The 25,921-nt window shown below is 59.2% G+C and carries 22 protein-coding genes; 13 read left to right on the plus strand and 9 right to left on the minus strand.

The features are described from left to right. Positions 1 to 238: 238 nt before the first annotated feature. A complete protein-coding gene (locus ACHZCJ_RS00515) occupies positions 239 to 3,442 on the plus strand; it encodes a PAS domain S-box protein (RefSeq protein ID WP_321322937.1) in 3,204 nt (1,067 codons plus the stop codon). 79 nt (positions 3,443 to 3,521) lie between these two features. On the opposite strand, the gene ACHZCJ_RS00520 is transcribed toward ACHZCJ_RS00515, so the two are convergent. The 3 genes from ACHZCJ_RS00520 to ACHZCJ_RS00530 all read right to left on the minus strand — a co-directional run bounded on the left by ACHZCJ_RS00520 (position 3,522) and on the right by ACHZCJ_RS00530 (position 8,090). Next, on the minus strand, positions 3,522 to 4,265 hold the full coding sequence (locus ACHZCJ_RS00520; RefSeq protein WP_321322939.1) for an NAD(P)H-dependent oxidoreductase: 744 nt from the start codon (positions 4,263 to 4,265) through the stop codon (positions 3,522 to 3,524). Positions 4,266 to 4,282: 17 nt separating this feature from the next. Further along, positions 4,283 to 5,821 (minus strand): trypsin-like peptidase domain-containing protein, encoded by a 1,539-nt coding sequence (locus ACHZCJ_RS00525; protein ID WP_321322941.1) that lies wholly within the window; start codon positions 5,819 to 5,821, stop codon positions 4,283 to 4,285. A 103-nt stretch (positions 5,822 to 5,924) separates the two neighbouring features. Then, entirely contained in the window at positions 5,925 to 8,090 is a 2,166-nt protein-coding gene (locus ACHZCJ_RS00530) for a primosomal protein N' (protein ID WP_321322944.1), read from the minus strand. 76 nt (positions 8,091 to 8,166) lie between these two features. On the opposite strand from ACHZCJ_RS00530, the gene ACHZCJ_RS00535 reads away from it, so the two are divergent. From ACHZCJ_RS00535 to ACHZCJ_RS00545, 3 genes are all read left to right on the plus strand, one after another. Continuing rightward, the gene (locus ACHZCJ_RS00535; RefSeq protein WP_321322947.1) at positions 8,167 to 8,847 is read left to right on the plus strand and encodes a DUF4197 domain-containing protein; all 681 of its coding nucleotides are present in this window, start codon (positions 8,167 to 8,169) and stop codon (positions 8,845 to 8,847) included. A gap of 139 nt (positions 8,848 to 8,986) precedes the next feature. Continuing rightward, on the plus strand, positions 8,987 to 9,640 hold the full coding sequence (fsa, locus tag ACHZCJ_RS00540) for a fructose-6-phosphate aldolase (RefSeq protein WP_159643774.1): 654 nt from the start codon (positions 8,987 to 8,989) through the stop codon (positions 9,638 to 9,640). Positions 9,641 to 9,763: 123 nt separating this feature from the next. Then, on the plus strand, positions 9,764 to 10,612 hold the full coding sequence (locus tag ACHZCJ_RS00545) for an energy transducer TonB (protein ID WP_321322951.1): 849 nt from the start codon (positions 9,764 to 9,766) through the stop codon (positions 10,610 to 10,612). Positions 10,613 to 10,621: 9 nt separating this feature from the next. Here ACHZCJ_RS00545 and ACHZCJ_RS00550 read toward each other — a convergent pair whose 3' ends face one another. Further along, a complete protein-coding gene (locus ACHZCJ_RS00550; protein WP_321322953.1) occupies positions 10,622 to 11,815 on the minus strand; it encodes a penicillin-binding protein activator in 1,194 nt (397 codons plus the stop codon). On the opposite strand from ACHZCJ_RS00550, the gene rsmI reads away from it, so the two are divergent. From rsmI to ACHZCJ_RS00580, 6 genes are all read left to right on the plus strand, one after another. After that, positions 11,816 to 12,655 (plus strand): 16S rRNA (cytidine(1402)-2'-O)-methyltransferase, encoded by an 840-nt coding sequence (gene rsmI, locus ACHZCJ_RS00555; RefSeq protein ID WP_321322955.1) that lies wholly within the window; start codon positions 11,816 to 11,818, stop codon positions 12,653 to 12,655. 115 nt (positions 12,656 to 12,770) lie between these two features. Then, positions 12,771 to 13,124, plus strand: a complete 354-nt coding sequence (locus ACHZCJ_RS00560; RefSeq protein WP_321322957.1) for a YraN family protein — start codon at positions 12,771 to 12,773, stop codon at positions 13,122 to 13,124. 205 nt (positions 13,125 to 13,329) lie between these two features. Continuing rightward, positions 13,330 to 14,283: a glutathione synthase gene (gshB, locus tag ACHZCJ_RS00565; protein WP_321322959.1), complete on the plus strand. Its 954-nt coding sequence runs from the start codon at positions 13,330 to 13,332 to the stop codon at positions 14,281 to 14,283. Next, complete coding sequence (locus ACHZCJ_RS00570) at positions 14,273 to 14,605, plus strand: hypothetical protein (protein WP_321322961.1); 333 nt, start codon at positions 14,273 to 14,275, stop codon at positions 14,603 to 14,605. Before gshB ends, ACHZCJ_RS00570 begins: the two co-directional genes overlap by 11 nt. 22 nt (positions 14,606 to 14,627) lie before the next feature. Beyond that, positions 14,628 to 15,230, plus strand: coding sequence for a DedA family protein (locus tag ACHZCJ_RS00575; RefSeq protein ID WP_321322963.1), 603 nt, complete (start codon positions 14,628 to 14,630; stop codon positions 15,228 to 15,230). Positions 15,231 to 15,266: 36 nt separating this feature from the next. After that, positions 15,267 to 16,334 carry a hypothetical protein gene (locus tag ACHZCJ_RS00580; protein ID WP_394699992.1) on the plus strand — a complete coding sequence of 356 codons (1,068 nt, stop codon included), beginning with the start codon at positions 15,267 to 15,269 and terminating at the stop codon, positions 16,332 to 16,334. Positions 16,335 to 16,461: 127 nt separating this feature from the next. Here ACHZCJ_RS00580 and ACHZCJ_RS00585 read toward each other — a convergent pair whose 3' ends face one another. After that, positions 16,462 to 18,978, minus strand: coding sequence for a TonB-dependent receptor domain-containing protein (locus tag ACHZCJ_RS00585; RefSeq protein ID WP_321322967.1), 2,517 nt, complete (start codon positions 18,976 to 18,978; stop codon positions 16,462 to 16,464). 366 nt (positions 18,979 to 19,344) lie between these two features. Here ACHZCJ_RS00585 and ACHZCJ_RS00590 point away from each other — a divergent pair, with 366 nt between their 5' ends. Together ACHZCJ_RS00590 and ACHZCJ_RS00595 are read left to right on the plus strand one after the other, a co-directional pair. Next, positions 19,345 to 19,719 (plus strand): hypothetical protein, encoded by a 375-nt coding sequence (locus ACHZCJ_RS00590; RefSeq protein WP_321322969.1) that lies wholly within the window; start codon positions 19,345 to 19,347, stop codon positions 19,717 to 19,719. A 154-nt stretch (positions 19,720 to 19,873) separates the two neighbouring features. Beyond that, the gene (locus ACHZCJ_RS00595; protein ID WP_321322971.1) at positions 19,874 to 20,032 is read left to right on the plus strand and encodes a hypothetical protein; all 159 of its coding nucleotides are present in this window, start codon (positions 19,874 to 19,876) and stop codon (positions 20,030 to 20,032) included. 48 nt (positions 20,033 to 20,080) lie between these two features. Here the strand turns inward: ACHZCJ_RS00595 and ACHZCJ_RS00600 are convergent, their stop codons facing one another. The 3 genes from ACHZCJ_RS00600 to hemW all read right to left on the minus strand — a co-directional run bounded on the left by ACHZCJ_RS00600 (position 20,081) and on the right by hemW (position 24,481). Further along, the gene (locus ACHZCJ_RS00600; protein WP_321322972.1) at positions 20,081 to 21,013 is read right to left on the minus strand and encodes a tyrosine recombinase XerC; all 933 of its coding nucleotides are present in this window, start codon (positions 21,011 to 21,013) and stop codon (positions 20,081 to 20,083) included. Between the two features lie 406 nt (positions 21,014 to 21,419). Then, on the minus strand, positions 21,420 to 23,207 hold the full coding sequence (locus ACHZCJ_RS00605; RefSeq protein WP_321322974.1) for a long-chain-acyl-CoA synthetase: 1,788 nt from the start codon (positions 23,205 to 23,207) through the stop codon (positions 21,420 to 21,422). 86 nt (positions 23,208 to 23,293) lie between these two features. Further along, positions 23,294 to 24,481, minus strand: a complete 1,188-nt coding sequence (hemW, locus tag ACHZCJ_RS00610) for a radical SAM family heme chaperone HemW (protein ID WP_321322975.1) — start codon at positions 24,479 to 24,481, stop codon at positions 23,294 to 23,296. On the opposite strand from hemW, the gene ACHZCJ_RS00615 reads away from it, so the two are divergent. Continuing rightward, a complete protein-coding gene (locus ACHZCJ_RS00615; RefSeq protein ID WP_321322976.1) occupies positions 24,476 to 25,111 on the plus strand; it encodes a CAP domain-containing protein in 636 nt (211 codons plus the stop codon). The genes hemW and ACHZCJ_RS00615 overlap by 6 nt on opposite strands. Before the next feature lie 73 nt (positions 25,112 to 25,184). Here ACHZCJ_RS00615 and rdgB read toward each other — a convergent pair whose 3' ends face one another. Further along, a complete protein-coding gene (gene rdgB / locus ACHZCJ_RS00620; protein WP_321322978.1) occupies positions 25,185 to 25,811 on the minus strand; it encodes an RdgB/HAM1 family non-canonical purine NTP pyrophosphatase in 627 nt (208 codons plus the stop codon). Positions 25,812 to 25,921: the final 110 nt, after the last annotated feature.

Below are 25,921 nucleotides of genomic sequence, written 5' to 3' on the forward strand. Positions count from 1 at the left end.
GGCCTTAACTATCCTTCAGTCTGCCGTAACCATGCGGAGAGGACCTGCTATCAACTGACAAGCGGGTTGGGCCAATCAGCCAGAGAATGACTATGAAATGGCAAGCTTAATGGACTTTTGCGGACTGCAAATCATCGGATCGATTGTCTCGTTATCATCGTTCCGGGAATTGGAAGTAGGACGGGCTGCGCTGTGCGAAGCCTGTTTCTATCAAGAGTAGAACGGTGACCAGATGATTATGCAAGATATTGAGCCAGCTTCGATTGGCAAGCGAACCGTTATCTTCTCGGGGATCACGGCGACATACGGCCTCTTGTCCGTTGCCGCTATCCTGTTGACTCGCGGGGAGTCGGATTTTTCTGCTTTGTGGATTTCCAACGGTTTTCTGGTCGCTGCCCTGTTGCGCTATAAAGGTGCCATTTCCGTTCCGCATATTCTGGCATGCGTAGCCATAGGATTTCTCGTCGCGTTCGGGACCGTCGACAGCTGGTCCAAAGCCCTGTCGATGGCGTTCGTGAATGGCGTCGAGGTCGCGATCGCGATTTCCCTGATCCGCCGCAAGTGCGGTGCGAACCCCAATTTCGTCAATTTCACCTGTCTGACATGGTTTGCTATTCTGGGCGGACTGGTGGCGCCGTTGATTGCCGGTGGCCTTGTCCTGGGCCTGCTTTCGCTATCCGGCGAAAGCCCGTCGCTGCTGGGCTGGCTGGACTGGATGACAGCGCATAGCCTCGGCATGCTGATCTTTGCTCCGATTTTCTCGATCATTCTGGGGAATGACAATGGCATCCATCGCTGGAACAGGACGATGGATCTCGAATATCTCGTCATTTTCGGCGGTGGCAGCCTGCTGACCATCCTGGTCTTCAGCCAATCTTCCTATCCGTTCCTGTTCATGACCACATTATTTGTACTGGTCGCGGCCGTCCGCAAGGGCATTGTCGGGGCCTCGCTGTCTGTTGCGGTCATTGCCATCATCGCGATTGCAGGCACATTCAACGGGTCCGGACCGGTCCAGCTCACCGATGGCAGCTTGCAGGGCAATATAATTGTTATGCAGATATTCCTGCTATTCACCCTGGCGAGCTCGCTGCCGGTCGCCAGCATATTGGAAGCACATACCATGTTGCAGCGCGAGCTGCGGCTCAGCCGTGACCAGACCCAGTCCATTTTCGACAATATGCAGGATATCGTCTTCCGAACCGATAGCCAGGGCCACTGGCTGCTGCTGAATCCGGCCTGGGAGACGATCACCGGCTATCCGGTCGAGCAGGCGCTGGGATGGCATGTCGCCAGATTATTGACCGATGAGTCGCGGAAAGAGGCGGATGTCGACTATCTCCGACTGGCCAGCGGGGAGCGGGATACATTGAAACTGAACCAGACGTTCGTTCGCGCCGATGGCAAGGAGCGCCAGGTCGAAGTGTTTCTCGAAGCTGTTCGTGACGAGAACGGGCATTTTGACGGTGCAACCGGTAATATCCGGGACGTAACGGAGGCACGCTCGGCGTCACACGCGCTGAAAAAGAGCGAGGAACGGTTCCGCAGACTTGCTGAATCCGCTCCGGTCGGTTTTTTCCAGGCCGATGCACAGGGCAAAATCTATTATGTGAGCAAGGCCTGGCGAGAACGGGTCGGTCTCACCGAGGATGATGTCAAGGATGGCGGATGGATCCGGGCGCTGAAAGACCACACGCCGCGTGAAATGGCGGCAGCATTTACCGGCTTTCATAAACCTGGTGACAAACGGGAACGGGAAGCCTGTCATACCACCAGAGACGGTGAAGAAATCTGGGTCCGGACCGTAAACCAGGCCGAGTTTGACTTTGATAACAATATCATCGGCTATATCGGCGTGGTCGTGGATATCACCGAACAGCGCAAGGCGATTGAAGACCTGCGCCAGCGGCAGCAGGAATTGCGCGAATCGCGCGATGTTGCAGAGGCGGCAACCGAAGCAAAAGCATCGTTTCTGGCGAACATGAGCCATGAAATCCGCACACCGATGAACGGCGTTCTTGGCTTTGCCGAAATGCTCAGCCAGTCGGAACTGGATGAGCAGCAGGCCGGATATGTTGCATTGATCGAGGAGTCCGGCAAGATCATGATGGCCTTGCTCAACGACATTCTGGACATTTCCAAGATTGACGCGGGCCTGTTGATCCTGTCGCCGGAACCGTTCGAACTGGCGCATTTGCTCAACAGCACCTGCAATATGATGCTGACGGCAGCCGGCAACCACCGGCTCGCGCTCAAGCTGGACTATGCCGATGACCTGCCCCGATATATCGAACATGACAAATTGCGGCTCCGCCAGATTCTGACCAATTTGATCGGCAATGCGATCAAATTCACCGAAGCCGGATCTATTACCGTCAAGGCAGAAATGTCCGGTGATGACAGTCAGAAGTTCAGGATAAGCGTTACCGATACCGGCATTGGCATTGCCGAAGAGCGTCAGCGCTCGATTTTCGAGGAATTCGTGCAGGCAGAAGATGATACCGACCGTTCCTATGGCGGGACCGGCCTCGGTCTGGCCATTTCCCGGAAGCTGGTAGAGATGATGGGCGGCAATATCAGCGTCCAGAGCACGCTCGGTTCGGGATCGACCTTCTGTATCGAAATTCCCCTGAACGAATGCGTCGATCCCCGTGCCGAGGCCAGCAGACGCGACAGCGACGATGCCCGGCTCACGGTATCGCCGGCCGTCAATCGGACCATTTTGCTGGTCGAGGATCATGAAATAAACCGTCTGCTGGCGACAGCGATGCTCGAACGCATGGGCTGTACGGTGATATCCGCCGAAAACGGTTATCAGGCACTGGATATTCTGACGACCGACCGAGAGCGGGCTCTGGATTTCGGCCTTGTCCTGATGGATATGCAGATGCCGATCATGGACGGGATAGAATGCACGCGGAGAATCCGCCAGTCCGGTATTACCGCCGAACAGCTGCCGATCGTGGCCTTGACCGCCAATGCATTTTCCGAAGACCGGGAGGCTTGTGCGGCGGCCGGGATGCAGGACCATGTGTCCAAACCGATCCAGTTCAACGATCTCTACACGGCCGTCTGTAACTGGTATTTCGACAAGCGGCCGCAAAAACCGGCTCCCGTGACCGATGTGGTGGATGAAGACCCCACCATCGCTATGCTGCGACCCAAATATGAAGAATTCAGAGCCAAGACTCTCGCCAGCCTGATGGCCGGCAGGGACACGATCGCCAACTGGCCGGCAGACCAGAGCAGCGAGATGGCCGGCATGTTGCACAAGCTTGCCGGATCCGCTGGATCGTTCGGCGAAGACAAAATGGCATCCGTGGCGAAGCAGCTGGAAGACGCTATCAAACAGGACGAGCCGAGCGGGGCTCTCGTTTCCCTATCGGAAGAGTTACTGACTTACTGGCGCGAATATGACGAACTGCGAGTCAGGCGGGCCTGACCGGGGCATTCCGGTACGATTGGTCAACGGTAGGCGCTGCAGAGCGGTATTCGGGACCGTCCCGGCGCCCACGAAACGCCTACCGATATTCGGGGTTGGGATGATTGTAGCGGCTGCCGTCATCCCAGGCTTCGCGCGAATTGCCATAGCCCGGAATGCCACCGGCCTGTTTGAGCATATGAGCGCTGTGCATCAGATTCCAGGCCAGAAAGGTAGCGTTGCGCTGGGTGAAATCGCTGTCAAAGCCGACGCGGGAACCATCGTCTTTCTTATCGCCATAGGACGGCCCGGGGCCGATCGGACCGATCCAGCCGGCATCAGCCTGTGGCGGTATCGTATAGCCCATATGGCCGAGGGAATAGAGTGTGCTCATGGCGCAATGTTTGACGCCATCCTCATTGCCGGTGACCACCACACCGCCGGCTTTCCCGTAAAAAATATATTGGCCCTTGTCGTTGGTCTCGCCGGAATGAGCGTAGAGCCGTTCGATTACCTTGCGGCATTCCGATGAGACATCGCCCAGCCAGATCGGGGTGCCGATGACCAGTATTTCGGCTTCCATCACTTTTTCCGAAATCGCCGGCCAGTCATCCGTGGCAAAGCCATGTTCGGTCATGTCGGGATAGACACCCGGAGCTATCGCATGATCGACGCTGCGCAGATATTCAGTCGTTACGCCGGCATCCTGCATGATGGCGATGACGATATCCATCAGGCATCCGGTGTGGCTGAACGCGGGCGAGGGCGTCAAAGTACAGTTGATAAAGACGGCTTTGAGACCGGAATAATCGGGTTTGCGGATGCCGTCTGCGTCGATCGCCATGGATCGCTCCTCTCGGTTCAATCGGTTTTGCGGCACTCGTAAACCAGCCGCTCGTTCGCCTGTGATGGCAATACCGTACGAATTGCTTTTACCATATCCTCGATGTCGGCCAAAGCCTTGATGTCGGTCGTGCAAGCCCGGTTGCCATATTCGGCACGGATTGCGCGCGCCCTGGTCATCGCTTCCAGACCCATCAGATAGCGTTCCTCGGTAAATTCGCTCTGATCCGGCAGGAAGCTGCTGATGGTCACCGTTTGCTCTTCATTGGGAACAAAGATACGCGACCATTTGGCACCGTCACGGCCATATTGCGTGCGGCCGTTTACGCAGCCGCCTTCTGCCCATTCGAGCGGTAGTTCGTTCTGCTGCGATACCGTGATGCGGCTGCGTTGCGGATTGATCGTGCACTGATATGTGCCCGAGGTGGCAAGGCTGGGCTGCTGCGGCTCGTCTTGGTCCGCCTGTTCCTGCATCGCAGCGGCAACCCGGTCATCGATTTCGCTGAAGTCCGGCCGTGCCAGGAATATGATGATCGCGCCGAGCAGAAGCACCGCCGCACCGCCCGCAGCGGCAATCCCCGGGTTGCGCTTGCCTTGCAGCAGCAGGACTCCGGCACCGCCGGCTGCCAGAAGCGAAAGAGCCAGCATCAGCGCCGCTATGGCCATCCGGTTCTCGCGTTCGGTAATGATGTCCTGGGTGATGCTGCTGCGCAATTCGCTTTCCTGCCGTTCGCGCTTTTCTGCAGCGGCCGCCTTGGCGGCTGCCACCTGCGCCCGGGCCGCCGCGTCGCGCTGGCGTTCCTGCTCGCTGATTTCGGCTGCGGAACGACACGGCGTTGCGGTCGAGCCCGCCTTGATGTCCGTCCGGCGCAGGAAGCTCAGGATTTCGCGCGCCGAAACGGCAAAGCCGAATTCCGCATCATTGCCGTCGCTGATCGAGCCGAAGCTGTTGACGCCGAGCACCCGGCCACAATTATCGATCAGCGGTCCGCCGCTATTGCCCGACGCAATCGGTGCGGTGTGAAGGATCGTGTCGAACTGCTTGGTTGTCCGCCCGCCGGACACGGTGCCGGTGGTCTTGACCGGAGACATTGGGTTGATCAGATCATCGAGATCAAGCCCCTGTGCGCGGTCGACCGAACCGGGATAGCCAACCGCCACCACATCCGCACCGTCGCTGACCGGGCCACCAAAGATCGTCATCGGCGGCAGGCGGCCACCGTCCAGGACCTGGATGAGGGCGAGATCATTGCCGGGTGAATAAGCGATGATCTTGCCGCCATAGCTGGTCCCGCCCTGCGACGGGATGATACCGATCACCACCGAAGGTTCCTGCCGCGCGATTTCGACGACATGGGCGTTGGTGACGATCTTGTCCGGTGCCACCGCAAAACCGCTTCCATGGCCGACGAAGGCGACCTTGCTGCCGTCTTTTGCGGCCAGCACCACCCGAACCACAGAGCGGCTCGCGGCGCTGATATCGGCCGGATCGGCCTGGGCAGGCCCGGTGAGCAAAATAGCCGAAAGAAGGAAGGTCAGGGCAAATATGCGGTTCATCGGGCGGCTTTCATTATCTGTGCTCCGCACCTGATGCGGAGCCCTGTGCGGCACCAGCGCTAGCCAAAGCAGTGCTCCGCATCAAGTGCGGAGCACATTGCGTTCAAACAAAACTATAGGGATCGATATCCACGCCGACCCGCACCGCCCGCGGCCATTCCAGCTGTTCCAGCCATTCGCGCATGATATTCTGCAGGTCGACCGATCGCAAAGCATGAACCAGCAGCCGGTGCCGGTGCCGGCCGCGCAGCATCGCCAGCGGAGCGGGAGCGGGGCCAAAGACAGAAAATCCGTCGAGCTTCGGCGCGGTCTGGCCAATCAGTCGCGCGGTTTCCATCGCCTCGCTGTTATCCTCGGACGAGACGATGATCGCCGCCCAGCGGGCAAAGGGCGGGGCCAGCGCCTGCCGCCGCGCTTCAATCTCGGCGGCATAAAAGCCCTCCCGGTCATTCTTGATCAGCGCCTGGATCACCGGCGCGTTCGGCATGCGCGTCTGGACATAGACACGGCCGGGCTTTTCCGCCCGTCCGGCCCGACCCGCGACTTGGGCGATCTGCTGGAAACTGCGCTCGGCGGCGCGCAGGTCGCCGCCCTCCAGCCCGATATCCGCGTCGACCACGCCGACCAGGGTCAGATTGGGAAAATGATAGCCCTTGGTCACCAGCTGGGTCCCGACGACGATATCGATCGCGCCCGCTTCCATCTGCCGGACGAAATCGGCGGCCTTCTGCGGCGACCAGATCGTGTCCGAGGTGACAATCGCCGTCCGTGCCTGCGGAAACAACATTTTGACCTCGTCGCAAATCCGTTCGACGCCGGGCCCGCAGGCGACCAGACTGTCCTCGTCGCCGCATTCCGGGCATTTCTCCGGGATCGGCATCACATGACCGCAATGGTGGCAGGCGAGGCGGCGGGTCAGGCGATGCTCGACCATCCACGCGGTGCAATTCGGACAGGCGATCCGGTGGCCGCAGGTGCGGCACAGGGTGAGCGGGGCGAAGCCGCGCCGGTTGAGAAAGAGCAGCGATTGCTCGCCTCGACCAAGATTTTCGTCCAGCGCGTGGACCAGCGTTGGGGCCAGCCAGTTGCCGCGCGGCGGCACGTCTTCGGTCAGGTCCAGCGCCTCGATATCCGGCATCGTCGCGCCGCCGAACCGCGCCGGCAGTTCGAGCAGTTCATAATTGCCCTGCTCGACCTGATGGCGGGTCTCGATCGCCGGTGTGGCGGAGGCCAATATGACCGGGATCTGCTCGTAAAGCCCGCGCATCACCGCGACGTCGCGCGCGTGATAGCGGACGCCGTCCTCCTGTTTGAAGCTGGTCTCGTGGGCTTCGTCGACAATGATCAGGCCGAGATTGGCGTAGGGCAAGAACAGGGCGGAGCGCGCGCCGACGATCACCTTGGCATTGCCCTCGGCCAGCGCCCGCCAGTTCCGCTTGCGTTCCGACTGTTTCATGCCGCTGTGCCAGGCCAGCGGTTCAGCCCCGAAGCGCGCCTCGAAGCGGTTGAGAAATGGCTCGGTCAGCGCGATTTCGGGTAGCAGGACCAGCACTTGTTTGTCCTGACGCAAGGCTTCGGCGACCGCCTCGAAATAGACTTCGGTCTTGCCCGAACCGGTTACGCCGTCGAGCAGAAAGGGCTTGAACGCGGACGCGCGCACGGCCTCGATCAATATTTTGCTGACGTCCCGCTGGTCCTCGCTGAGATCAACCGTGTCGAAATCGGGCAAGGGCTTGGCACTGGTGGCAAACGGGGAGACATCTTCCCGGTCAAACACGCCCAGCTTTTCCAGCCCCCGGATCACCGCGATCGATACGCCGGCCTTGTTGGCCAGCTCGCTGATCGTCCCCTGTACGCCTTCCAGCTTTTCCAGTGCCTGCTGCCGTTGCGGCGTGATCCGGTCGGGCACAGTGCCATTCAGGCGATATTCGCTGATCGGGCGATTGTCGGCAAAGGCAGCGCCGCTCGACAGGACCATGCGCAGCACCGAGGCCGGCGAGGCAAAATAATAAGAGGCGGTCCACTCGATCAGCCGCCGCAACGGCGTGCGCAGCGGTGGCACATCGCGGACCTGGAGCAAAGGACGCAATTTCTTCGGATCGATTTCCTCCACCGGAAAGCTGTCTGCTTCCCAAATCACGCCGGGCAGTTTGCGCGGGCCCAGCGGCGCCATCACGATCGAACCCGGCTCTACCCGCATGCCGTCGGGCACGCGATAATCGAGCGGGCCGAGAGCAGCATTAAGCAGGAGTACACGAACGCGATTCATATTCATGCTATAGGCAGCTTATCATCATCCGTCATTCCTGCTTTGACGAATGTTGGGACGAATATAGGAGAGTATCATGCACTATCATCGCAGATCGGTTCTGGGCTTTGACGCTGCCGCCGGATTGCTGGCGCTTCCCGGCTGTTCCAGCCTGCCGGGGCTGAGTCTGACCGAAGCCGTCAAGCGGTTGCTGACTCTGTCGTCGCAAAATGCCTTTGCCGAACTGATGCTGCCGAACGGTTTTTTCGACAATCAGGTGGCGCGGATTGCGGTGCCCGATTCCCTGGGTGGTTCGCGGGCAACGAGCATCGCCACGGCCCTGCTGCGGTCCAAGCCGGTTCAGGATCGCTTGCTGATGCAGGTCAATCGCGCGGCCGAAAAGGGGGCCGAACTGGCCGCTCCGATCGTCGCGGAAACCATCCGCAATATGAGTATCGCCGACGCGGCCGCGATCATCAACGGCGGACCACGCGCGGCCACCAGCCTGCTGCAAGGGGAATTGGGCAACACGCTCGTCGAGCGGATGCTGCCCGGCATTGCGGGCGGGCTGAGACTGTTCGACAATGAGATTATCAATCTGGTGCTCTCGCAAGCCACCAATGTCGATTTTTCCAGCATCAGCCGGGATGTGACCGACAAGGTCGGCGACGCCATCTATCGCTCAATCGGCGAGCAGGAGGCGGCCATACGCGCCAATCCGCGGGCCACGAACGATCCGCTGCTGATGGCGGTATTGGGAGTGGGGAAAGCCTTTTAGCTTGATTTTATCCCGTATTATTCCCCCAAATTATCCACAGCTTTCTGCCGGAGAGAAGAGGGCAACAGTTCCCCGCCTCGGGGAAAGCGGATAGGCAAAGGCCAGCAATGCTTTTTTCCTGTATTCTGGAGCCCGACCGATGAAATTCTTCGTAGATACCGCCGATACCGCGGAAATCGCCGACCTCGCAGCGACCGGCATGGTCGACGGCGTCACCACCAATCCTTCGCTGATCAAGAAATCGGGTCGCGATATCATGGAAGTGACCAAGGAAATCTGCGGCCTGACCGATGGCCCGGTGTCCGCCGAAGTGGTCGCGCTCGACCATGACGCGATGATGAAAGAAGCCGAAGTGCTGCGCAAGATCGCCGACAATGTCTGCATCAAGGTGCCGTTGACGGTGGACGGACTGAAAACCTGCAAGGCGCTGACCAGCGAAGGTACGATGGTCAATGTGACTCTCTGCTTCTCGGCCAATCAGGCGCTGCTCGCGGCCAAGGCCGGTGCCAGCTTCATCTCGCCCTTCGTCGGACGCCATGACGACAATGGCCTCGACGGCATGACGCTGATCGAGGACATTCGGCTGATTTACGACAATTACGCGTTCGACACCGAAATTCTCGTCGCCTCGATCCGCCATCCGATCCATGTGCTCGAATCCGCCCGCATCGGCGCCGATGTCGGCACCATGCCGCCCAATGTCATCCGTGGCCTGTTCAAACATGTGCTGACCGACAAGGGGCTCGAAGGCTTTCTGAAGGACTGGGAGGCGACCGGCCAGAATATTGGCTGAATCTGATGGGGGCCGGGCGTGTTTGGATTTTTCGGACGTAAGTCGCTGAAAGCGCCGGTATGCGGAAATTGCGGTGAACCTCGCCCGCTCGTCCACACCGGAGAGGCCGGTGCGGACGATCTCTTGAAAAATTCAAAACTGTCGCGCGGTGACTATAGCGTGATTTGTCAGAAATGTGCGTCCTCTATCGGCGCGCGCTATGATTATCGCCCGGACTATTCGAGAGTCAGCGGGTCGCCCGGACGCGACAGTCTCTCAACCGGCGAACGGGACGATCGAGCCGAAACGTCGCCCGAAGCAATCCCGGCGGAAGACCTTGAACCCGGCACCGGCTATCATGCGGATGCGCAAGATAATTTATATCTGGACGACGCGTCGCAGAGCGACGATCCCTATGCTTCCTATGAACCGGGCAATGGATATCACACGGACGACGAGATCAGGGAAGATGAGCAACGGGCCGGAAAACTGTCGGCCTTTCTGTCTGGTCCTTCCAGGGACCTTCCTCGTCCGTTTCGAAAGCCGCTTGTCGATTTAGCCGTATTTATCGGCATTTGTCTGGCCGCCTGGTTCTGGGTGGATCAACCATCCGAGCAGGACCCCACAGCGCAATATGATGCGCCTGCAACTTCACCCCTTCGGTCTCCGGAGGGCGGCGATTCTGCACTTCGCAGCGAGGCGATCATTCCCCCGGTGCCTGCCGGAAATCCGGGAGGCTGGATCTCGTCCGGCGATTATCCGGTTGCCGCTTTGCGAGAGGAGCGAAGCGGTGCTGTCGAATTTCAACTCCGGATCAGCGAGACCGGCGACGTTACCGCCTGCGACATATTGGCATCAAGCGGCCATGCGGATCTCGATACGGCATCCTGCAGCGCATTAATGAGCCGCGCCCGGTTCAGCCCTGCAAAAAATGCCAGCGGTCAAGCGGTCCGCTCGTCCTACACCAACACGGTGCGCTGGCAGCTACCGTAAAGACAGCGATCAGAACCCTCTGGGTGCCGGATCGACGACGGTGAAGCTGCCGTTGCGGATTTCCTGTACTTCCAGTGCACGCTCGGAAACGCCGTTGCTCTTGAACCGGAAGACGCCGTCCAGTCCGATAAACCCGCCCTTGTCGGTAAGCTGGCTGATCGGGAAGGGCTCGCCGACTTTCCAGTTGCGCGCAACCTTCACGGTCAGCAGCACCGAGTCATAGCCGAGGCTCGACAGGCGGAACGGCGCCTTGCCATAGCGGGCGCGATATTTGTCGGCATATTGCTTGTACAATCCGTCCGAAACGCTGGCGAACCAGGCACCGCGCATGGATGGTGCGCCAGCCAGATTGCTGCTGGTGTTCCAGAGGTCGGTGCCGAGGATTTTCGCTGTGCCGCTGGCATTCTTGCGAATATAGGGCGCGGCCTTGATCGCCATGTCGCCATTGTCGGCAAGCAAAACCGCTTCGAAATCACCATTTTCGGCAAGTCTCTTGGTCGCCGCTTCGATCGACTTGGAATCGCGGTTGAACGTCTGGATCGACACCACTGTGCCGCCGGCATCTTTCACGCTGCGCAACAGGGTGGAGGAGGCGCGCTGTCCGTAAACACCATTGGGTACCAGCGCGGCAAAGCGGTTCATGCCTTTCGATTTGGCATAGGTCACGACCCGGTTGATCGATTGCGACGGGATATGCCCCAATATGAAGACATTATCGCCGGCGGCGCCGCTGTCGTTGGAGAAGCTCAGGATCGGTACGCCGGCTGGCCGTGCGATATTGGCCGTCGCTACGACATTGTCGCTGAGCAGCGGACCGATGATCAGCTTGTTGCCATCGCGAATGGCACTTTGCGCTGCCAGGGCAGCGCCCTTGGCCGTGTCATAGCTGGTCATGCGGATATTGTCGGCCTGGGTATCGAGCAGCGCCATGGTGGTAGCATTGGCGAGTGACTGGCCGACGCCGGCATTTTTCCCGGTCAGCGGCACAAGCAGCGCAATGCGATGATGTTTCTGGTCGTCGGGCAGTCCTGCGGTAACCGGAGGAGGCGCCGGCGCGTCGGTCCGTACCGGTTCGGCGCCGCGTGGCACAACCGTCGAACAGCCGGCCAGCATCGCAATGGCGGAGAGACCCGCCCACTTCAAAATACCGCGCCGTCTGCTTTGATCTTGTCCTAGATGCATCTTGTCTGCCATGACCGTCATATGTCTGCTCCTGCCCAATCCGGTCTCTATATCGTCGCCACGCCTATCGGCAACCTCGGAGATTTGTCGCGCCGCGCCGAAGCAACGCTTGCGGCCGCTGATATCATCTTGGTCGAAGACACAAGAGTGACGGGCAAACTTTTGAATCACATAGGTAAAAAGTCAAGAATGATGGTCTATAATGACCATAAGTCTGCGGCCGATCGCGCGAGTATTTTGGATGCGGTGCGATGTAAAATTGTCGCACTTGTCAGCGATGCGGGTACCCCGCTGATATCGGATCCCGGCTACAAGCTGGTTCGCGATGCGCAGGCGGCGGGCCTCTTTGTCACGACGATCCCCGGTCCGAGCGCCGCGATCGCCGCCCTGACCCTGTCGGGGCTGCCCAGCGATCGTTTTCTTTTTGAAGGATTTCTGCCGAGCAAAACCAAGGCGCGACGCGAAGCTTTGGCGGCGCTGCATTCTCTCAATGCCAGCCTGATCTTTTATGAAAACGGCTCGCGGCTGGGAGCGATGCTGGCCGACTCGCTGGCGGTGCTGGGGGACCGCAAGGCTGCGGTGGTCCGCGAAATCACCAAGCGTTTCGAGGAAGCCGTGACCGGCTCGCTGCGCGAACTGGCTGACCGCTACGGTTCGGAAAAGCCGAAAGGCGAAATTGTCGTGATCATCGGCCCACCGGGCGCGCCGGAAGCCGCCAGCGAAGCGGAAATCGAGGCGGCGCTGCGCGAGGCGCTGGTAAGGCTGCCGGCCTCAAAGGCAGCAGGCGAGGTGGCGAAGGCCTTCAACACCGACCGCAAGGCGCTCTACGATCTGGCAAACCGCTGGAAGTCGGAAAAATGAAGCCCCGATACCCGCAAACCGATCGCTCTGGGCCTGGCGAAGAGCCTTTCTCGGGCATGCGTCGCTTTGACGGGAAAAATATATCGACAAGCGCAACACGAACGTTGGTTTCGCCGTGAAACGCGAGGCTGCCGAGAAGCGCGGTCGCCAGGCGGAAAAGACCGCTGCCCGCTTCCTGCGCCTGAAAGGCTGGCGGATATTGGACCAGCGGGTGCGTACGCCGCGCGGCGAGGTCGATCTGGTGGCCAAACGCAGAGGCCTCGTCGCCTTTGTCGAAGTGAAGGCGCGCACCAGACTGGAAGATCTGGAGCAGGCGATCGACCTGAAACGGCTGCAGCGCGTCGCCGATGCGGTGGAAATCCTCTATCCGCGCTATTGCACGAAGGGGGAAGACGCCCGGATCGACGTGATCCTCATCGCGCCAAGGCGGCTGCCTGTCCATCTGACGAACGTCTGGCACGGGTTCTGACGTGTGACCGGTGAAGGGCGGATCGCACTTTCTCTTTGCCCCGCTAAACAAAAAGGCCCTTCGACAAGTTCGGGGCTAGCGGTTAGAAACCCAACTCCCCCGCTCGTCTCGAGCGAAGTCGAGAGACGCTTGCCGCAATGCCAATGTGTCTCGACTAGGCTCGACACGAACGGTAAGCGGGTTTGAAAATGTCTAAGGAATAGAAATGACCCTGAAAATTGCCGTCCAGATGGACCCCATGGAGACCGTGAATATCGCGGGAGACAGCAGCTTCGCACTGATGCTCTCCGCCCAGAAGCGCGGGTACGAGCTGTTCCATTACGACGTGAAGGGCCTGACCCTGCAGGCTAATGGCCGTCTGACCACGCCGGCCCATCCGGTGACCGTGCAGCCGGTGAAGGGCGACCATTTCACCTTTGGTGACCCGGTCAAACTCGACCTCGGCAGCGATGTCGATGTCGTGCTGATGCGACAGGACCCGCCGTTCCACGTCGGCTATATCACCGCGACGCACCTGCTCGAGCGGATCGAGGGCGAGACACTGGTGGTCAACAACCCCGTCTCCGTCCGCAACGCGCCGGAAAAAGTCTATGTGCTCGACTATGCGCAGTTCATGCCGCCAACCCTGATCACCCGTGATCTTGACGAAGTGCGCGCCTTCCAGAAGGAACATGGCGGCGTCGTGGTCAAGCCGCTGCACGGCAATGGCGGCAAGGCGATCTTCTTGGTGCCGGAAGACGGCAGCAATCTCAGCGCTCTATTCGAGGTGTTCAACCAGACCTGGCCGGAACCGCATATGGTCCAGCCCTTCCTCCCCGAAGTGCATCAGGGCGACAAGCGCATCGTGCTGGTCGACGGCGAAGTCGCCGGTGCGATCAACCGCAAGCCGGGCGAAGGCGAATTCCGCAGCAATCTCGCGCAGGGCGGCTATGCCGAAGCGGCCGAGCTGACCGACCGCGAGAAGGAAATCTGCGCGGCGATGGGGCCTGATCTGAAACGGCTTGGCCTGATCTTTGTCGGCATCGATGTGATCGGCGGCAAATGGCTGACCGAAATCAACGTGACCTCGCCGACCGGGATTGTCGCGATCGATAATTTCAACGGCACCGACACGTCCGGCATGATCTGGGATGCAATCGAGCGGCGGCTTGGAAACTAAAAATTCCATATTAAAAAGGCTATGGTCCAGCGGCGGTATTGTGCTGCTTTTGCTATTGACGCAGATTGCCGTCTTGCTGGTGAGTTGGGGTTCAGTCCATAAAATCAGTGTCTTTTGTACCGGACCTCTGGACGGGCAATATTCCGACATATTTGGGTCTATCCATATTGGATTTCTGGTTTTGCTGGCAGTTGGTATCGGTTCATTCTTTTTCAAAAAACTGAGGTGGATTTATATTCCGCTCGCATTGCTAGGGTTTGCATTGCTTCCGGTGCAGTATCATTTTGTCGAACAAGGTTTGCTCTCCTGTGATCTCCCTTGAAGCCCAAAGCCGTGAGCTGTGAATGAGCAGCTGGGTAACAGACCTGATCGAGCAGGGCGGCTATTGGGCCATTGCGCTGCTGATGGCGCTGGAAAATATCTTCCCGCCGATCCCGTCCGAGCTGATCATGGGGCTGGGCGGAGTCGGCGTGGGGCAGGGGACATTCCACCCGGCATGGCTGGTGCTGGTCGGCACCATCGGTTCGCTGGCCGGCAATTATGTCTGGTTCATGATCGGGCGCCACTGGAACGAGGATGATCTGCGCGCCTTTGTCCGCAAACATGGTCGCTGGCTGACGCTCGACGTTGAGACGGTCAACCGGATCGACCGGATTTTCGACAATCACGGCCAGTGGGTGGTCTTCGTCGCCCGCTTCATCCCCAATATAAGGACGATGATTTCCGTGCCCGCCGGTCTGTTCGGCATGTCGCACAAACGCTTCATCCTCGCCACCAGCGCCGGCGCTGCAGTCTGGAACAGCGCGCTGGTTTTTGCCGGCTATATGCTGCAGCAGAATATCGATGATATCGGGCGCTATCTGGGCCCGGTATCGCTCGGCGTTATCGGGTTGCTGGTCGTGGTCTACATCTGGCGGATTATCTTCTGGCGGCCGAAGGGAGGATGAGGCAGGCTGTCCACATGCGGATGATGCGGAAGGGTGATGATAGCGATGTCCGAAACCGGTAGAAAATTTGGTCGAGCCGATCATGTTTTGACGGCGACCTTGCTGACCATCCTGTTCGGGACGGCGTTGCTGTTATTCTATAGCGACCTGTGGGGGCTCAGCGACGCGGGTTTGGTTGCCTTGCTTGTTATCCCTGCTGCGCTTGGCGGCTTGACCGTCCAATTCGCCGACCCCAATGGCAGTAAGTCCATGCTCGGCTGCATCGGCTTCGTAACTCTCGGCCTGGGAATCATTTTCCTGCTCACGTATCTCGCCAATATTGAGGGTCTGATCTGCATCGCGATGCTATTTCCACTGTGGATACCGGCGGCTGCTGTCGGAGCACTCGTCAACCGGTGGAATGCCGGAGAAGCAAGGAAACAAGGAAGGACCCGTCTGATGTCTGCAGGCTGGGTCATCGTTCCCTTAGCACTGCTGGCCGCCGAACAGAGGATACCGCCAGAATGGAATAGTTGGGAAGTGTCTCGTGAAATCGAAATCGAAGCACCGGCAAAAACCGTGTGGCCTCTGCTGATCAACATTCCCGCAATTTCGTCCGATGAAGGGACATTCAACCTGACCCAGGATATTTTAATGGTCCCCCGTCCGAGCGAAGCAAAAATTCAGCGCGAAAGCGACGGGCTGATCCGGAAAGCGCAATGGGGCGAAAATATTCGATTTAAAGAGGTGGTTACCGGTTTCGAAAAAGGGACCATGCTGAGTTGGAATTTCCGCTTTCCCGACGACAGTGTACAACAATATACTGACCGGCATATTTCACCGGATGGTGACAAGCTGAAGATCATCTCGGGTCGCTACGAGATCAAGCAAATGGGCAATAACCGGTCAAAGCTGGCTTTGACCACCCGCTATAAAATGCGCAGCCATATGGATTTATATCTGGGTTTGTGGGGTGATCTGCTGCTCGGCGATGTTCAGGCCAATATTTTGCACATCATCAAAATGCGGGCCGAGAATTCTTCGGGAGAGCATCGCGTCGCCGGTGATCGAATATCGTCCCTCTACACTTCGACAGATCTCTTATTGGCACTTGGCACCCCGTAGCCGCGCAAAAGGCTGCCAGCTCACTTTTCTCAACAGGAATGGGAGCACGTGTCTCTTGTCCGGCGCAAAAATCAGGCCGGACAGCAGTTGCTGGTCCGGCCTGACGCGATCAACGGGAGAGTGTCGATCAGAACTTGAAAGCGGCTTCCACGAACAATTGCCGCCCACGATTCTGGGTGACAACGCGGTCGTCGCCGCCAGCCGGCAGGAACGGCCGGTCGCCGACCGTATTGGCCCAGATCTCGTTGGTCAGATTGACGCCGATCAGGGACAGTTTCCATTGGCCGTCCGGATGGCCGATCGAGACGGCGCCGTCGAGCGTGACATAGCTGTCCTGGACATAATCGTTGAAATTATTGTTGCCGGCAAAATAGGACGAGCTGTAGGCGGCGTTGCCATTCACTCCGAATTCGAGCGTATCGCTCATCGGCAAGGTCCAGTCGAAGGCGATATTGCCGGACCATTTCGGTGCGCGCGCCGCTCTCCGCCCGTCGAGATCGACGTCATCGGCATTGCCCGGGATGCCGTCGGGATCCTGCGATATGAACGTGTCGGTGAACTTGGCATCGGTATAGCCGAGTGCGCCGGAGAAGCTCAGGCCGTCGACCGGAGTGCGCCAGGACCAGTCGACGTCAAAGCCCTTGGTTGTCAATTCACCCGCATTGATCGTCAGAAAGCGCACCGCTGCGCCGTCGAAATTCTGCACCTGCAGATCATCGAAGACGAAGTAGAAAGCCGCCGTATTGATGCGGAATGCGCCATTGCCGAAGATTGCCTTGACCCCGACTTCGCCGCCCTTGGCGGTTTCGGAATCATAGATCAGCGAGCTGAGCGCCGCGGCCCGCGCCGCTTCGGGATCGGGATAGAGGGCCGGATATTGTTCGGCAAATCCGGGCACTACCAGCTGGATCGACGCGGTCGGCAGGCTGCTGTTGTCGACACCGCCCGACTTGAAGCCGGTCTTGTAAGACGCATAGAAGTTGAGATCCGGCGTTGCCTGGTATTTCAGTGTCACTTCCGGCGAGATGTTGCTGTCGGAAAATTTGATTGGACCGGTCTGGAAACCCTCGGGAACCACCAGCCCGATACCGCCGACAATACCATTGAGGAAGGTCAGTGCATTGTGGACGAACGGAAAGGATGTCCGGTGGGTTTTTTGCTCGTCAGTCCAGCGCACACCGCCGGACAGTTCGAGCTCGTCGGTAATGTCCAGGCTCATGCTGCCGAAGAAGGACAGGGCCTCGCTCTTGGTCGTACGGTCGGCCACCCAGTCATAGGTGATACCGCGGGAATCCGGGAAGAGAAACGAGCCCAGAAAGGCGTTTTGCGATGTCTGCAACGGCTGGCTACGGCTTTCCCAGAAGCCGCCGACCATGAAATTGAACATGCCGTCGAAGTCGCTGGTCAGGCGGATTTCCTGCGTATGCTGCGTGAGCGCGTCGGTAAAGGGCGCAGGCAGGCCGCCGGGATCGCCATTGGGCAATATGCCGACATAGCTGAAATGGTCGATATGCTCGTTGTCGAGGTCGAGAAAACCGCTGACGGTCGACAGGGTCAGCGTGTCACTGAGCTCCAGATCCATCGCCAGCCGGACGAAGACGGTATTGGTCTCGTTATAGGACTGGCCCTGATAGCGGTCCGCGCCGATGGTACCCGGCGCTATCACTTGCAGCGCAGGATGACCGTCGGGATGGGGATAGAGCCCGTCCTGTATGTCGCAGGTCGAGTTGGACGGGATCGAAACGCCGGGTACCGAAAGGAAAACATCGTCGGGGAGCCCGTTGGCGCCGCAATCTATATCGGAATGGCCGAGCAGGCTGTCGCCGAAATTGTGATTATAGTTGAGTTTCAGATTGGCGGAGAAATTGTCGGTCGGATCCCATTGCAGGGTCACCCGGCCGACGAAATTTTTCAGCGCCTTGCCACTGTCGGCGAAAACCGAGGGCGTGCCGGCTTCCAGTTCGACATATTTGTCGATATTCTGATATTGCGCTGCGACGCGAATGCCGAGCGTGTCGCTCACCGGACCGGAAATATAGCCGCCGACCGTATAGCCTTCTTCCTCAAATTCGTAAGAGGCCTTGCCACCGACTTCCCAGTCCGCGGTCGGATTGGCGGAGCGAACCGAGAATACCCCGGCCGATGCGCTTTTGCCGAAGAACAGCGATTGCGGGCCCTTCAGGACATCGATCTGCTCGACATCGAAAAAGGAAGCCTGAACCAGTCGCATGGTGCTCATCGAGACGCCGTCGAAATCAAATGCCACGGCTGAGTCAAAGGCGGCGGAAATATTGGTTGTGCCTACGCCGCGCAGGCTGATCTGGCCGCCCGCCCCCGAACCGCCGACCTGGACATTCAGCGCCGGAATGCGGCTCACCACATCGGCGACTTCATTGACCTGGAATTTGTCGAGCGTGTCGCCACCGATCGAGGTGACCGTGACCGGCGTTTCCTGAAGCGTTTCATTCTGCTTGCGCGCCGTGACGATGATGATGTTGCTGCCGGCGTTATCCTCGACGGAATCCTGCGCCAGTACCGGCGTGCCCATGCCGGCTGTGCCGATGGCAATTGCCGAGCCCATCAGCGCGGCTTTGATTGATTTTCGTGTATAGATGGATTCGTTGTAACGTACTTTCCTGTTCATTTCAGACTCCTCACCTGGTGCAGAAAAAAACAATGATTGTTTCAGCGCTCATATTCATTTTTTTATAGAATTATGGGTGCTAATCTGCCCGTCGATCATGCGTGACGATACGGAAATCGCTACTGGCTAAAGAATTAGGCGCTATCGGAAAAGCGGCGGCTCGCCGTGAATTATAGCTATTCATTATGATAGGGTTTCTGATAATCCGCAGCGCCGGATCGGACCACTCAAGGCGGCGCAGCGATCTACCCTGTCCCTAGGTACATATTGTTGTCCATGCCGGCCATATATATCGCCACAGTCTAGCGGGATGTTTGGCTGGCGCGAACGCCACCAATCACTCCATCACAGAAACGGGGGAGGCATATGCGCTTTACCGATATTGCGAACGATCTTCTGGCCATGGCGGCAAAACGGCACCAGTTATTTGGCGACGAAATCTCCGACCTCGGAGAGGACACCTGGCTGGTGATGCTGACCCTGTATGCGGCGGGGGATAAGGCTCCCGTGGTGCGGGAATCGGCGCTGTCCGAAGCGATGCGCTTTCCGACCAATCTCGACCGGATTCTCTCCGTACTGGCGGGGCACGATCTGGTGACCGGCAATATCTCCGAAACCGGAGCAGACCGCAGCTTCAGAATAACCGACAAGGCGGTTTCGACGATCGAGATGGTGCTGGATGTCGCGGATAAACCGGCCCCGGCGGCAGTTGAAAATGAAGCTGGTACCGAAAGAGCCTGACCAGACTATCGGAAGTTTCTTCGTGGTTTTACAATATATAACATGTAAATTTTGACATTTTGCTTATGAAGTCTCACTATGTATCAGGGTAGTGATTTGTGAGTTTCAGGCTTCATAACCATTGATATTCGTATCAATAGCAAAAGTGTTCGGGATGAAAAACGAAGATCAACTGTCCGGCTTCATTCAGGTACTCAACGATGTGCTCGTCCAGCTGGATGAAATGCAGTTGAGCGTTCCTGCAGTGAAGGTTGCCGAGGCGATTGATGTGCTGACGCACGTTAGCCAGACCAGCGCTCGCGATGACGGCTGACAGCGGTTCAGTGACGTTACGCTGACAGCGTTGACCGCATCCTGACAATCACTCCGCCCTGGGATGGGCATTTTGGTAGACATCCAGCAAATGCGCCGCATCGACGGCGGTATAGACCTGCGTTGAACTGAGACTGGCGTGACCCAGCAATTCCTGCAGGCTGCGCAAATCCGCGCCACCAGCCAGCAGATGGGTCGCGAAACTGTGGCGCAGCGCATGCGGTGTGGTGGTGTCGGCAATGCCGAGCCTGGTCCTTGCCTGCTGCACCACGCGCCGGATCATATTGGGCGACAACGGCCCGCCACGCTTGCCACGGAACAGGGGTGATCCGCTGATATCATCATGCTTGCAGCGGGCAAAATCGGCAGCAATCGGATAGGGACACAGATCGATATAATGTTCGATCGCCTCGCGCACTTGCGGGAGCAGGGGCACGATTCTGGTCTTGCCGCGCTTGCCGGTGACTCGCAGGGTATCGGACAGGGGCAGGGCGTCTCCGGTGAGGCCCAGGGCTTCGCTGATCCGCAGGCCGGAGCCATAAAGCAGCAGCAGCACCGCCCAGTCACGGGCGCCGACCCAGTCGCTGCTGGCGCCGTCCTGCACGTCTGCGGCAATCGCCAATATATCATCGGGCGACGCGGGCCGCGGTACGCCGCGCTTGACCTTGGGACCCTTTATCTTCGGTATCTGTGCTTCGTCGCCGCCGACATGTTTCAGAAAGGCCCGCAAGGCCGACAATTCCCGCGCGGCGCTATTATTGGTCAGGCCGTCGCCTCTGCGGTGGGTGAGATAGGCGCGTATATCCGCCTGCGTCACCGCCTTGACCTCGTCTGCGGCCACACCGCCGCCGATATGGTCCATCAGAAAGGCGGTGAAACGCTCGGCCGTCGTCACATAGGCCCGCACCGTATGCTGCGACCGCCGCCGGTCATCGCGAAGATGGGCGGAGAAGGCATCGATGAGAGCGGCGGCGCTGTCCATGCGGGGAATCTAGCAGACCCGGAATCAATCTCCAAACATCCTCTCCCATAGGGAGAGGATTACCGTGCGCATTCAGGTCCCGTCATTGCGAGCGTAGCGAAGCAATCCAGAGCGGTGCGCGCCGCTCTGGATTGCTTCGTCGCATCCGCTCCTCGCAATGACGGCGAGGTCGGAGGCAGACATTTTCAAATGATTGTCCTGATTCGTATCCCTGCGCAGGCAGGGATCCATCTCCCGGATGATGATCTTGGCGCGAGTTGGAGATGGACCCCTGCCTGCGCAGGGGCACCAGACATCCTCTCCCTATGGGAGAGAATGAACGCAATGTGCTCCGCACGGGATGCGGAGCTCTGGCGGCAAGACCTGCACCGCCGAAAAACTCCGCATCAAGTGCGGAGCACACGCTTTATAACCGATATTCACCCGACAATATCTTCGCATGTTCCGCCTTGGTCAGCGCGGCATAGCCCTCTTCATCCGGTTTGCAGAACCAGATCGGGTCATCGATCGCGTTGACATCAAAGCCTTCCTTGACCAGCTCGACCTTGCGATATTTGAACGTGCCGGTGGTCTGCGCTTCCGGTTCGATCCGGATGAACAGGGGCACCGCATAAGGCGGCATTTCCCGGGCCAGAAAGGCGCGCAGGCCGGATATGTCGAAATCATTCGCCACCGTCAGCGAGGCCATGCCGGCGCGGCCATCGGTGCCGGAGACCTCGACGCCATAGACATTGGCGGTCTTGATCCCGGGATATTGCGACAGCACTTCGGACACTTCATTGGTCGCGACATTCTCGCCCTTCCAGCGGAACGTGTCGCCGATCCGGTCCTTGAAATAGATATAGCCGGACCGGTCGCGGCTCATCAGGTCGCCGGAGCGGAACCAGGCATCGCCTTTCTCGAACACGTCGCGGAGGATTTTCTTTTCGGTCGCTTCCTTGTCCTGATAGCCGGAAAAATCGGACGGGCTGTCCTTGAAAATGCGCCCGATCAGCTCGCCCGGCTCGTCCCAGTCTGCTTGGATGCAGAAGCCGTCCTCGCCGCGCACCGGCTGTTCCTCGGCTATGTCGAATTTGACGATCCTGGTATCGCCGAACTGCTTCTCCAGATATTTCGGGATCCGGCCGACCGCGCCAATCTTGCCGTCAAAGTTCATCAGGAAGATATTGCCCTCGGTCGAACCATAGATTTCGAGCAGCTTGGGGACCTGGAACCGGTCGACAAATTGCTGCCAGATGTCCGCCCGTAGGCCGTTTCCGATACCGACACGCACCTTGTGGGCGCTCTGTTTGGGATGGTCCGGCTGGTTGAGCAGATAGCGGCACAGCTCACCGATATAGACGACCACCGTCGCGCCATAGTCGGCGGCGTCATCCCAATATTGCGAAGCGGAGAATTTGCGCCGCAATATCGCCGATGCGCCGCTGAGCAAGGCGCCGCCCATGCCGATGAAACCGCCGGTCACATGGTAGAGTGGCAGGGTGATATAGATGCGGTCTTCCGGTGTCAGCGGGCAGGTCGAGATGGCAATGCGGAAGCTGCGCCGGGCGCGGGCGTGGGAAATGCGTGCTGCCTTGGGCAGTCCGGTGGTGCCCGATGTATAGACATAGAGGAAAAGATCCTTGCCGGTCATATGCGCGCGATGGCGTTTGTCCGGCCGATCGGCGGGCAGGGCGGCCAAGGCGCTGTTGAGGTCCTCACCAACCTCGCCGTCCCAGTCCCACAGTACCGGCGATCCTTCCAGCTGGGCAGCAATATGCGACACCCGCGACGCCAGATCCGCGGTGGTGATCACCGCCCTGGTCTCTACGATATTCAGGCAATGGGCCAAGCCGGCGCCTTCCAGATTGCTGTTGATCAGCGCGGTGACGATCCCGACCTTGGACAGGCCGAACCAGGTGGCGACAAAATCGGGTGCATTTTCCATGAACAGGGCGACTGTGTCACCCGCCCGATAACCCTGCGCCAGCGCCCAGTGCGCGATCCGGTTGGCGCGCTCCTCGAACGCCGCATAGGTCACGGTGTTGCCTTCGAAATGAAAGGCAATATTACCCGGAAACCGGTCGATTGTGGCTTCGATATCGTCGGTGATCAGGATCGGCGCGTCAGCATCGATATCCTTGACCAGAGCCATCACATTTTTCAGCGACCGCGTGAATTGGATCTCGCGCTTGATGACGCTGAATATTCCCATGGCATCTCTCTCCACATTTTTGTGGAGTGTGACAGCTATGCAGACAATATTCAACGCTCATGGGCGATAGAAAATCACATGTGATTTCAGATGTCTGCGATAATCTTTGGCAGGAGTGCATCAAGCAGCGGCATGCCCCTGGGCGATATCGTCAACCGCTCTTCTGCGGCGTCGAGCAAGCCCAGACCGGCGAGTTGGTGAATGGCTGCATCATCGACCAACTGCGCCACCGTCAGTCCGGTCTTGTCTGCCAGCGCGGCCAGATCGACTCCCTCGGCGAGGCGCAGCCCCATCATCAGCGCTTCCACCGCCCGCGTCTCCGGCGACAGCGGCTGTTCGACCTTCAGGCCGTTGCCGTTGCGCTCCACGGCCGACAGAAAATTCTCCGGCTTCTTGTGCCGCTCGGTTGCGCTGTCCAGCCGCCGCCCGTGCGCGCCGGGACCGATGCCGACATAATCCTCATAGCGCCAGTAGGTCAGATTGTGGCGGCTTTCCTGACCGGGTTTTGCATGATTGCTGATCTCGTAGGCGGGCAGGCCGGCTGCGGTCATGATGCTGCGGTTGAGTTCGAACAGATCGGCGCAATGGTCATCGTCGGCCGGGACCAGCTTGCCGGTGCGCACCAAAGTCTCGAACCGCGTTCCCGGCTCGATGGTCAGCTGATAGAGCGAGAGATGCCCGGTGCCGAAGGACAGCGCGCGCTCGAGCTCTTTCTGCCAGTCGTCCAGTGACTGTCCGGGGCGGGCGTAGATCAGATCAAAGCTGACCCGGTCGAACGCCTGTTGCGCGGTATCCAGCGCGGCCAGCCCTTCGCTGACATCATGGGCGCGACCCAGAAACGCGAGCGTCTGGTCCTCCAGCGATTGCAGGCCCAGCGACACCCGATTGACGCCCGCCCCGGCAAGGTCATGGAAGTTCGCCGCCTCGACCGAAGACGGATTGGCTTCCAGCGTGATTTCGATATCGTCGGCAAAGCCCCAATGGCTTTCCGCCGCGGCGATCAGCGTCTCGACCAGCGCGGGCGGCATCAGCGAAGGCGTGCCGCCACCAAAGAAGATGCTCGACAGCTTGCGTCCGGGCGCCAGCGCCGCTTCATGCGCCATATCGGCGAGCAGCGCGGCTTGCCAGACGGCTATATCCACCCGCTCGCGGACATGGCTGTTGAAGTCGCAATAGGGGCATTTGGAGACGCAGAACGGCCAGTGGATGTAGAGCGCCAGCGGTCCCGTAACGGACTTGTTAACGTCTGGCTCTCTATGGTGCGGATCATGCATAAGTTTCGCGCCCTTAGCCCTATCTTCGCGATCGCGCCACTATTTGCGGCCTGTTCCGCCATTCCGCCGCAAATTCCCTATCAGGAAATAGCGGTGGAAACGCCTGTGCAGGCCCCGCCGAAGCCGCGCGCGATGGAATATCGGCCACCGCGCGCCATGCCGGCCCCGGCAAGATGGGCCACCGGTCCACTGCAGAATGTGATGATGCGCGCGCATAACCAGACGCGGGAGAGGGTCGGTGCGCCTCATTTGCAGTGGAGCGACGAACTGGCGCAGGATGCTGCCGTCTACGCACGCTCAATGGCCCGGACCAACAGATTCGGCCATGACAGCCAGACTGGCAGGCGCGAACGGCAGGGCGAAAATCTCTGGATGGGGACGCGGAACGCCTATGGCCATGTCGACATGGTCGGCTCATGGGTCGAGGAGGATCGCTATTTCAAACCGGGGCGCTTCCCCGACAACAGCACCACCGGCAACTGGAGCGATATCGGCCATTATACCCAGATCATCTGGCCGACAACGCGACGGGTCGGATGCGCCATGGCGAGCAGCGCGCATTGGGATTATCTGGTCTGTCGCTATAGTCCCGCCGGCAATGTGATGGGCCGGGACCCGTTGCGGGGGTAGAACCATGTTCTCCGCATGTGATGCGGAGCCCTATCGGCGCCCCGTTCCGCATCACGTGCGGAGCACAGTCCGTTCAGAAACAGCTCTCGACCAGTTTCCGGAACGCGTCCGCCCGGTGGCTCATTGCCTGTTTCTGCGCCGGATCGAGTTCGGCAAACGTCTCGTCAAAGCCGACCGGTTGAAACACCGGATCATAGCCAAATCCCAGTTTGCCGCGTGGCGGCCAGACGAGATTGCCCTGAACGCGGCCTTCAAACACTTCCGAATGCCCGTCGGGCCAGGCCAGCGCCAAAGTGCAGGCAAAATAGGCGCTGCGGTCGACGTCCGGGCCTTGTTCGGCCAGCTTTCCCTCGACTTTGCCCATCGCCATATACCAGTCGCGGCCGGGCTCGCCTTCAAACCATTGCCGCTCGGCCCAGTCGGCGGTGTAGACCCCCGGCTTGCCGCCGAGCGCCGCGACGCACAGCCCGCTGTCATCGGCCAGCGCCACGCAATTCGCCCCCTCCGCGCTCGCGCGTGCCTTGAGCAGCGCGTTTTCGGCGAAGGTCGTTCCGGTTTCTTCCGGTTCGGGCAGATCCAGATCGCCCGCCGACACCGGCTCGATGCCATAAGGCTCCAGCAACGCCCGGATCTCGCGGACCTTGCCCTGATTGTGGCTGGCGATGACGAGGCGTCCGGGGGTGAGTTTGCGGTGGGTCATGAGTTTCTAACATTTTCGTCATCCTGAACTCGTTTCAGGACCTCCAACGTCTGTGCGCGCTCTCAAGGGGTCCTGAAACAAGTTCAGGATGACGACTATTTCCTCTAAAT

Source organism: uncultured Parasphingorhabdus sp., assembly GCF_963677535.2.
Lineage (GTDB): Bacteria > Pseudomonadota > Alphaproteobacteria > Sphingomonadales > Sphingomonadaceae > Parasphingorhabdus.

Coding starts and splice junctions, on each gene's coding strand:
- ACHZCJ_RS00515 (WP_321322937.1), top strand. CDS start 239: ATGCAAGATATTGAGCCAGCTTCGATTGGCAAGCGAACCGTTATCTTC.
- ACHZCJ_RS00520 (WP_321322939.1), bottom strand. CDS start 4,265: ATGGCGATCGACGCAGACGGCATCCGCAAACCCGATTATTCCGGTCTC.
- ACHZCJ_RS00525 (WP_321322941.1), bottom strand. CDS start 5,821: ATGAACCGCATATTTGCCCTGACCTTCCTTCTTTCGGCTATTTTGCTC.
- ACHZCJ_RS00530 (WP_321322944.1), bottom strand. CDS start 8,090: ATGAATCGCGTTCGTGTACTCCTGCTTAATGCTGCTCTCGGCCCGCTC.
- ACHZCJ_RS00535 (WP_321322947.1), top strand. CDS start 8,167: ATGCACTATCATCGCAGATCGGTTCTGGGCTTTGACGCTGCCGCCGGA.
- fsa (WP_159643774.1), top strand. CDS start 8,987: ATGAAATTCTTCGTAGATACCGCCGATACCGCGGAAATCGCCGACCTC.
- ACHZCJ_RS00550 (WP_321322953.1), bottom strand. CDS start 11,815: ATGACGGTCATGGCAGACAAGATGCATCTAGGACAAGATCAAAGCAGA.
- rsmI (WP_321322955.1), top strand. CDS start 11,816: ATGTCTGCTCCTGCCCAATCCGGTCTCTATATCGTCGCCACGCCTATC.
- gshB (WP_321322959.1), top strand. CDS start 13,330: ATGACCCTGAAAATTGCCGTCCAGATGGACCCCATGGAGACCGTGAAT.
- ACHZCJ_RS00575 (WP_321322963.1), top strand. CDS start 14,628: ATGAGCAGCTGGGTAACAGACCTGATCGAGCAGGGCGGCTATTGGGCC.
- ACHZCJ_RS00580 (WP_394699992.1), top strand. CDS start 15,267: ATGATAGCGATGTCCGAAACCGGTAGAAAATTTGGTCGAGCCGATCAT.
- ACHZCJ_RS00585 (WP_321322967.1), bottom strand. CDS start 18,978: ATGAACAGGAAAGTACGTTACAACGAATCCATCTATACACGAAAATCA.
- ACHZCJ_RS00590 (WP_321322969.1), top strand. CDS start 19,345: ATGCGCTTTACCGATATTGCGAACGATCTTCTGGCCATGGCGGCAAAA.
- ACHZCJ_RS00595 (WP_321322971.1), top strand. CDS start 19,874: ATGAAAAACGAAGATCAACTGTCCGGCTTCATTCAGGTACTCAACGAT.
- ACHZCJ_RS00600 (WP_321322972.1), bottom strand. CDS start 21,013: ATGGACAGCGCCGCCGCTCTCATCGATGCCTTCTCCGCCCATCTTCGC.
- ACHZCJ_RS00605 (WP_321322974.1), bottom strand. CDS start 23,207: ATGGGAATATTCAGCGTCATCAAGCGCGAGATCCAATTCACGCGGTCG.
- ACHZCJ_RS00615 (WP_321322976.1), top strand. CDS start 24,476: ATGCATAAGTTTCGCGCCCTTAGCCCTATCTTCGCGATCGCGCCACTA.
- hemW (WP_321322975.1), bottom strand. CDS start 24,481: ATGCATGATCCGCACCATAGAGAGCCAGACGTTAACAAGTCCGTTACG.
- rdgB (WP_321322978.1), bottom strand. CDS start 25,811: ATGACCCACCGCAAACTCACCCCCGGACGCCTCGTCATCGCCAGCCAC.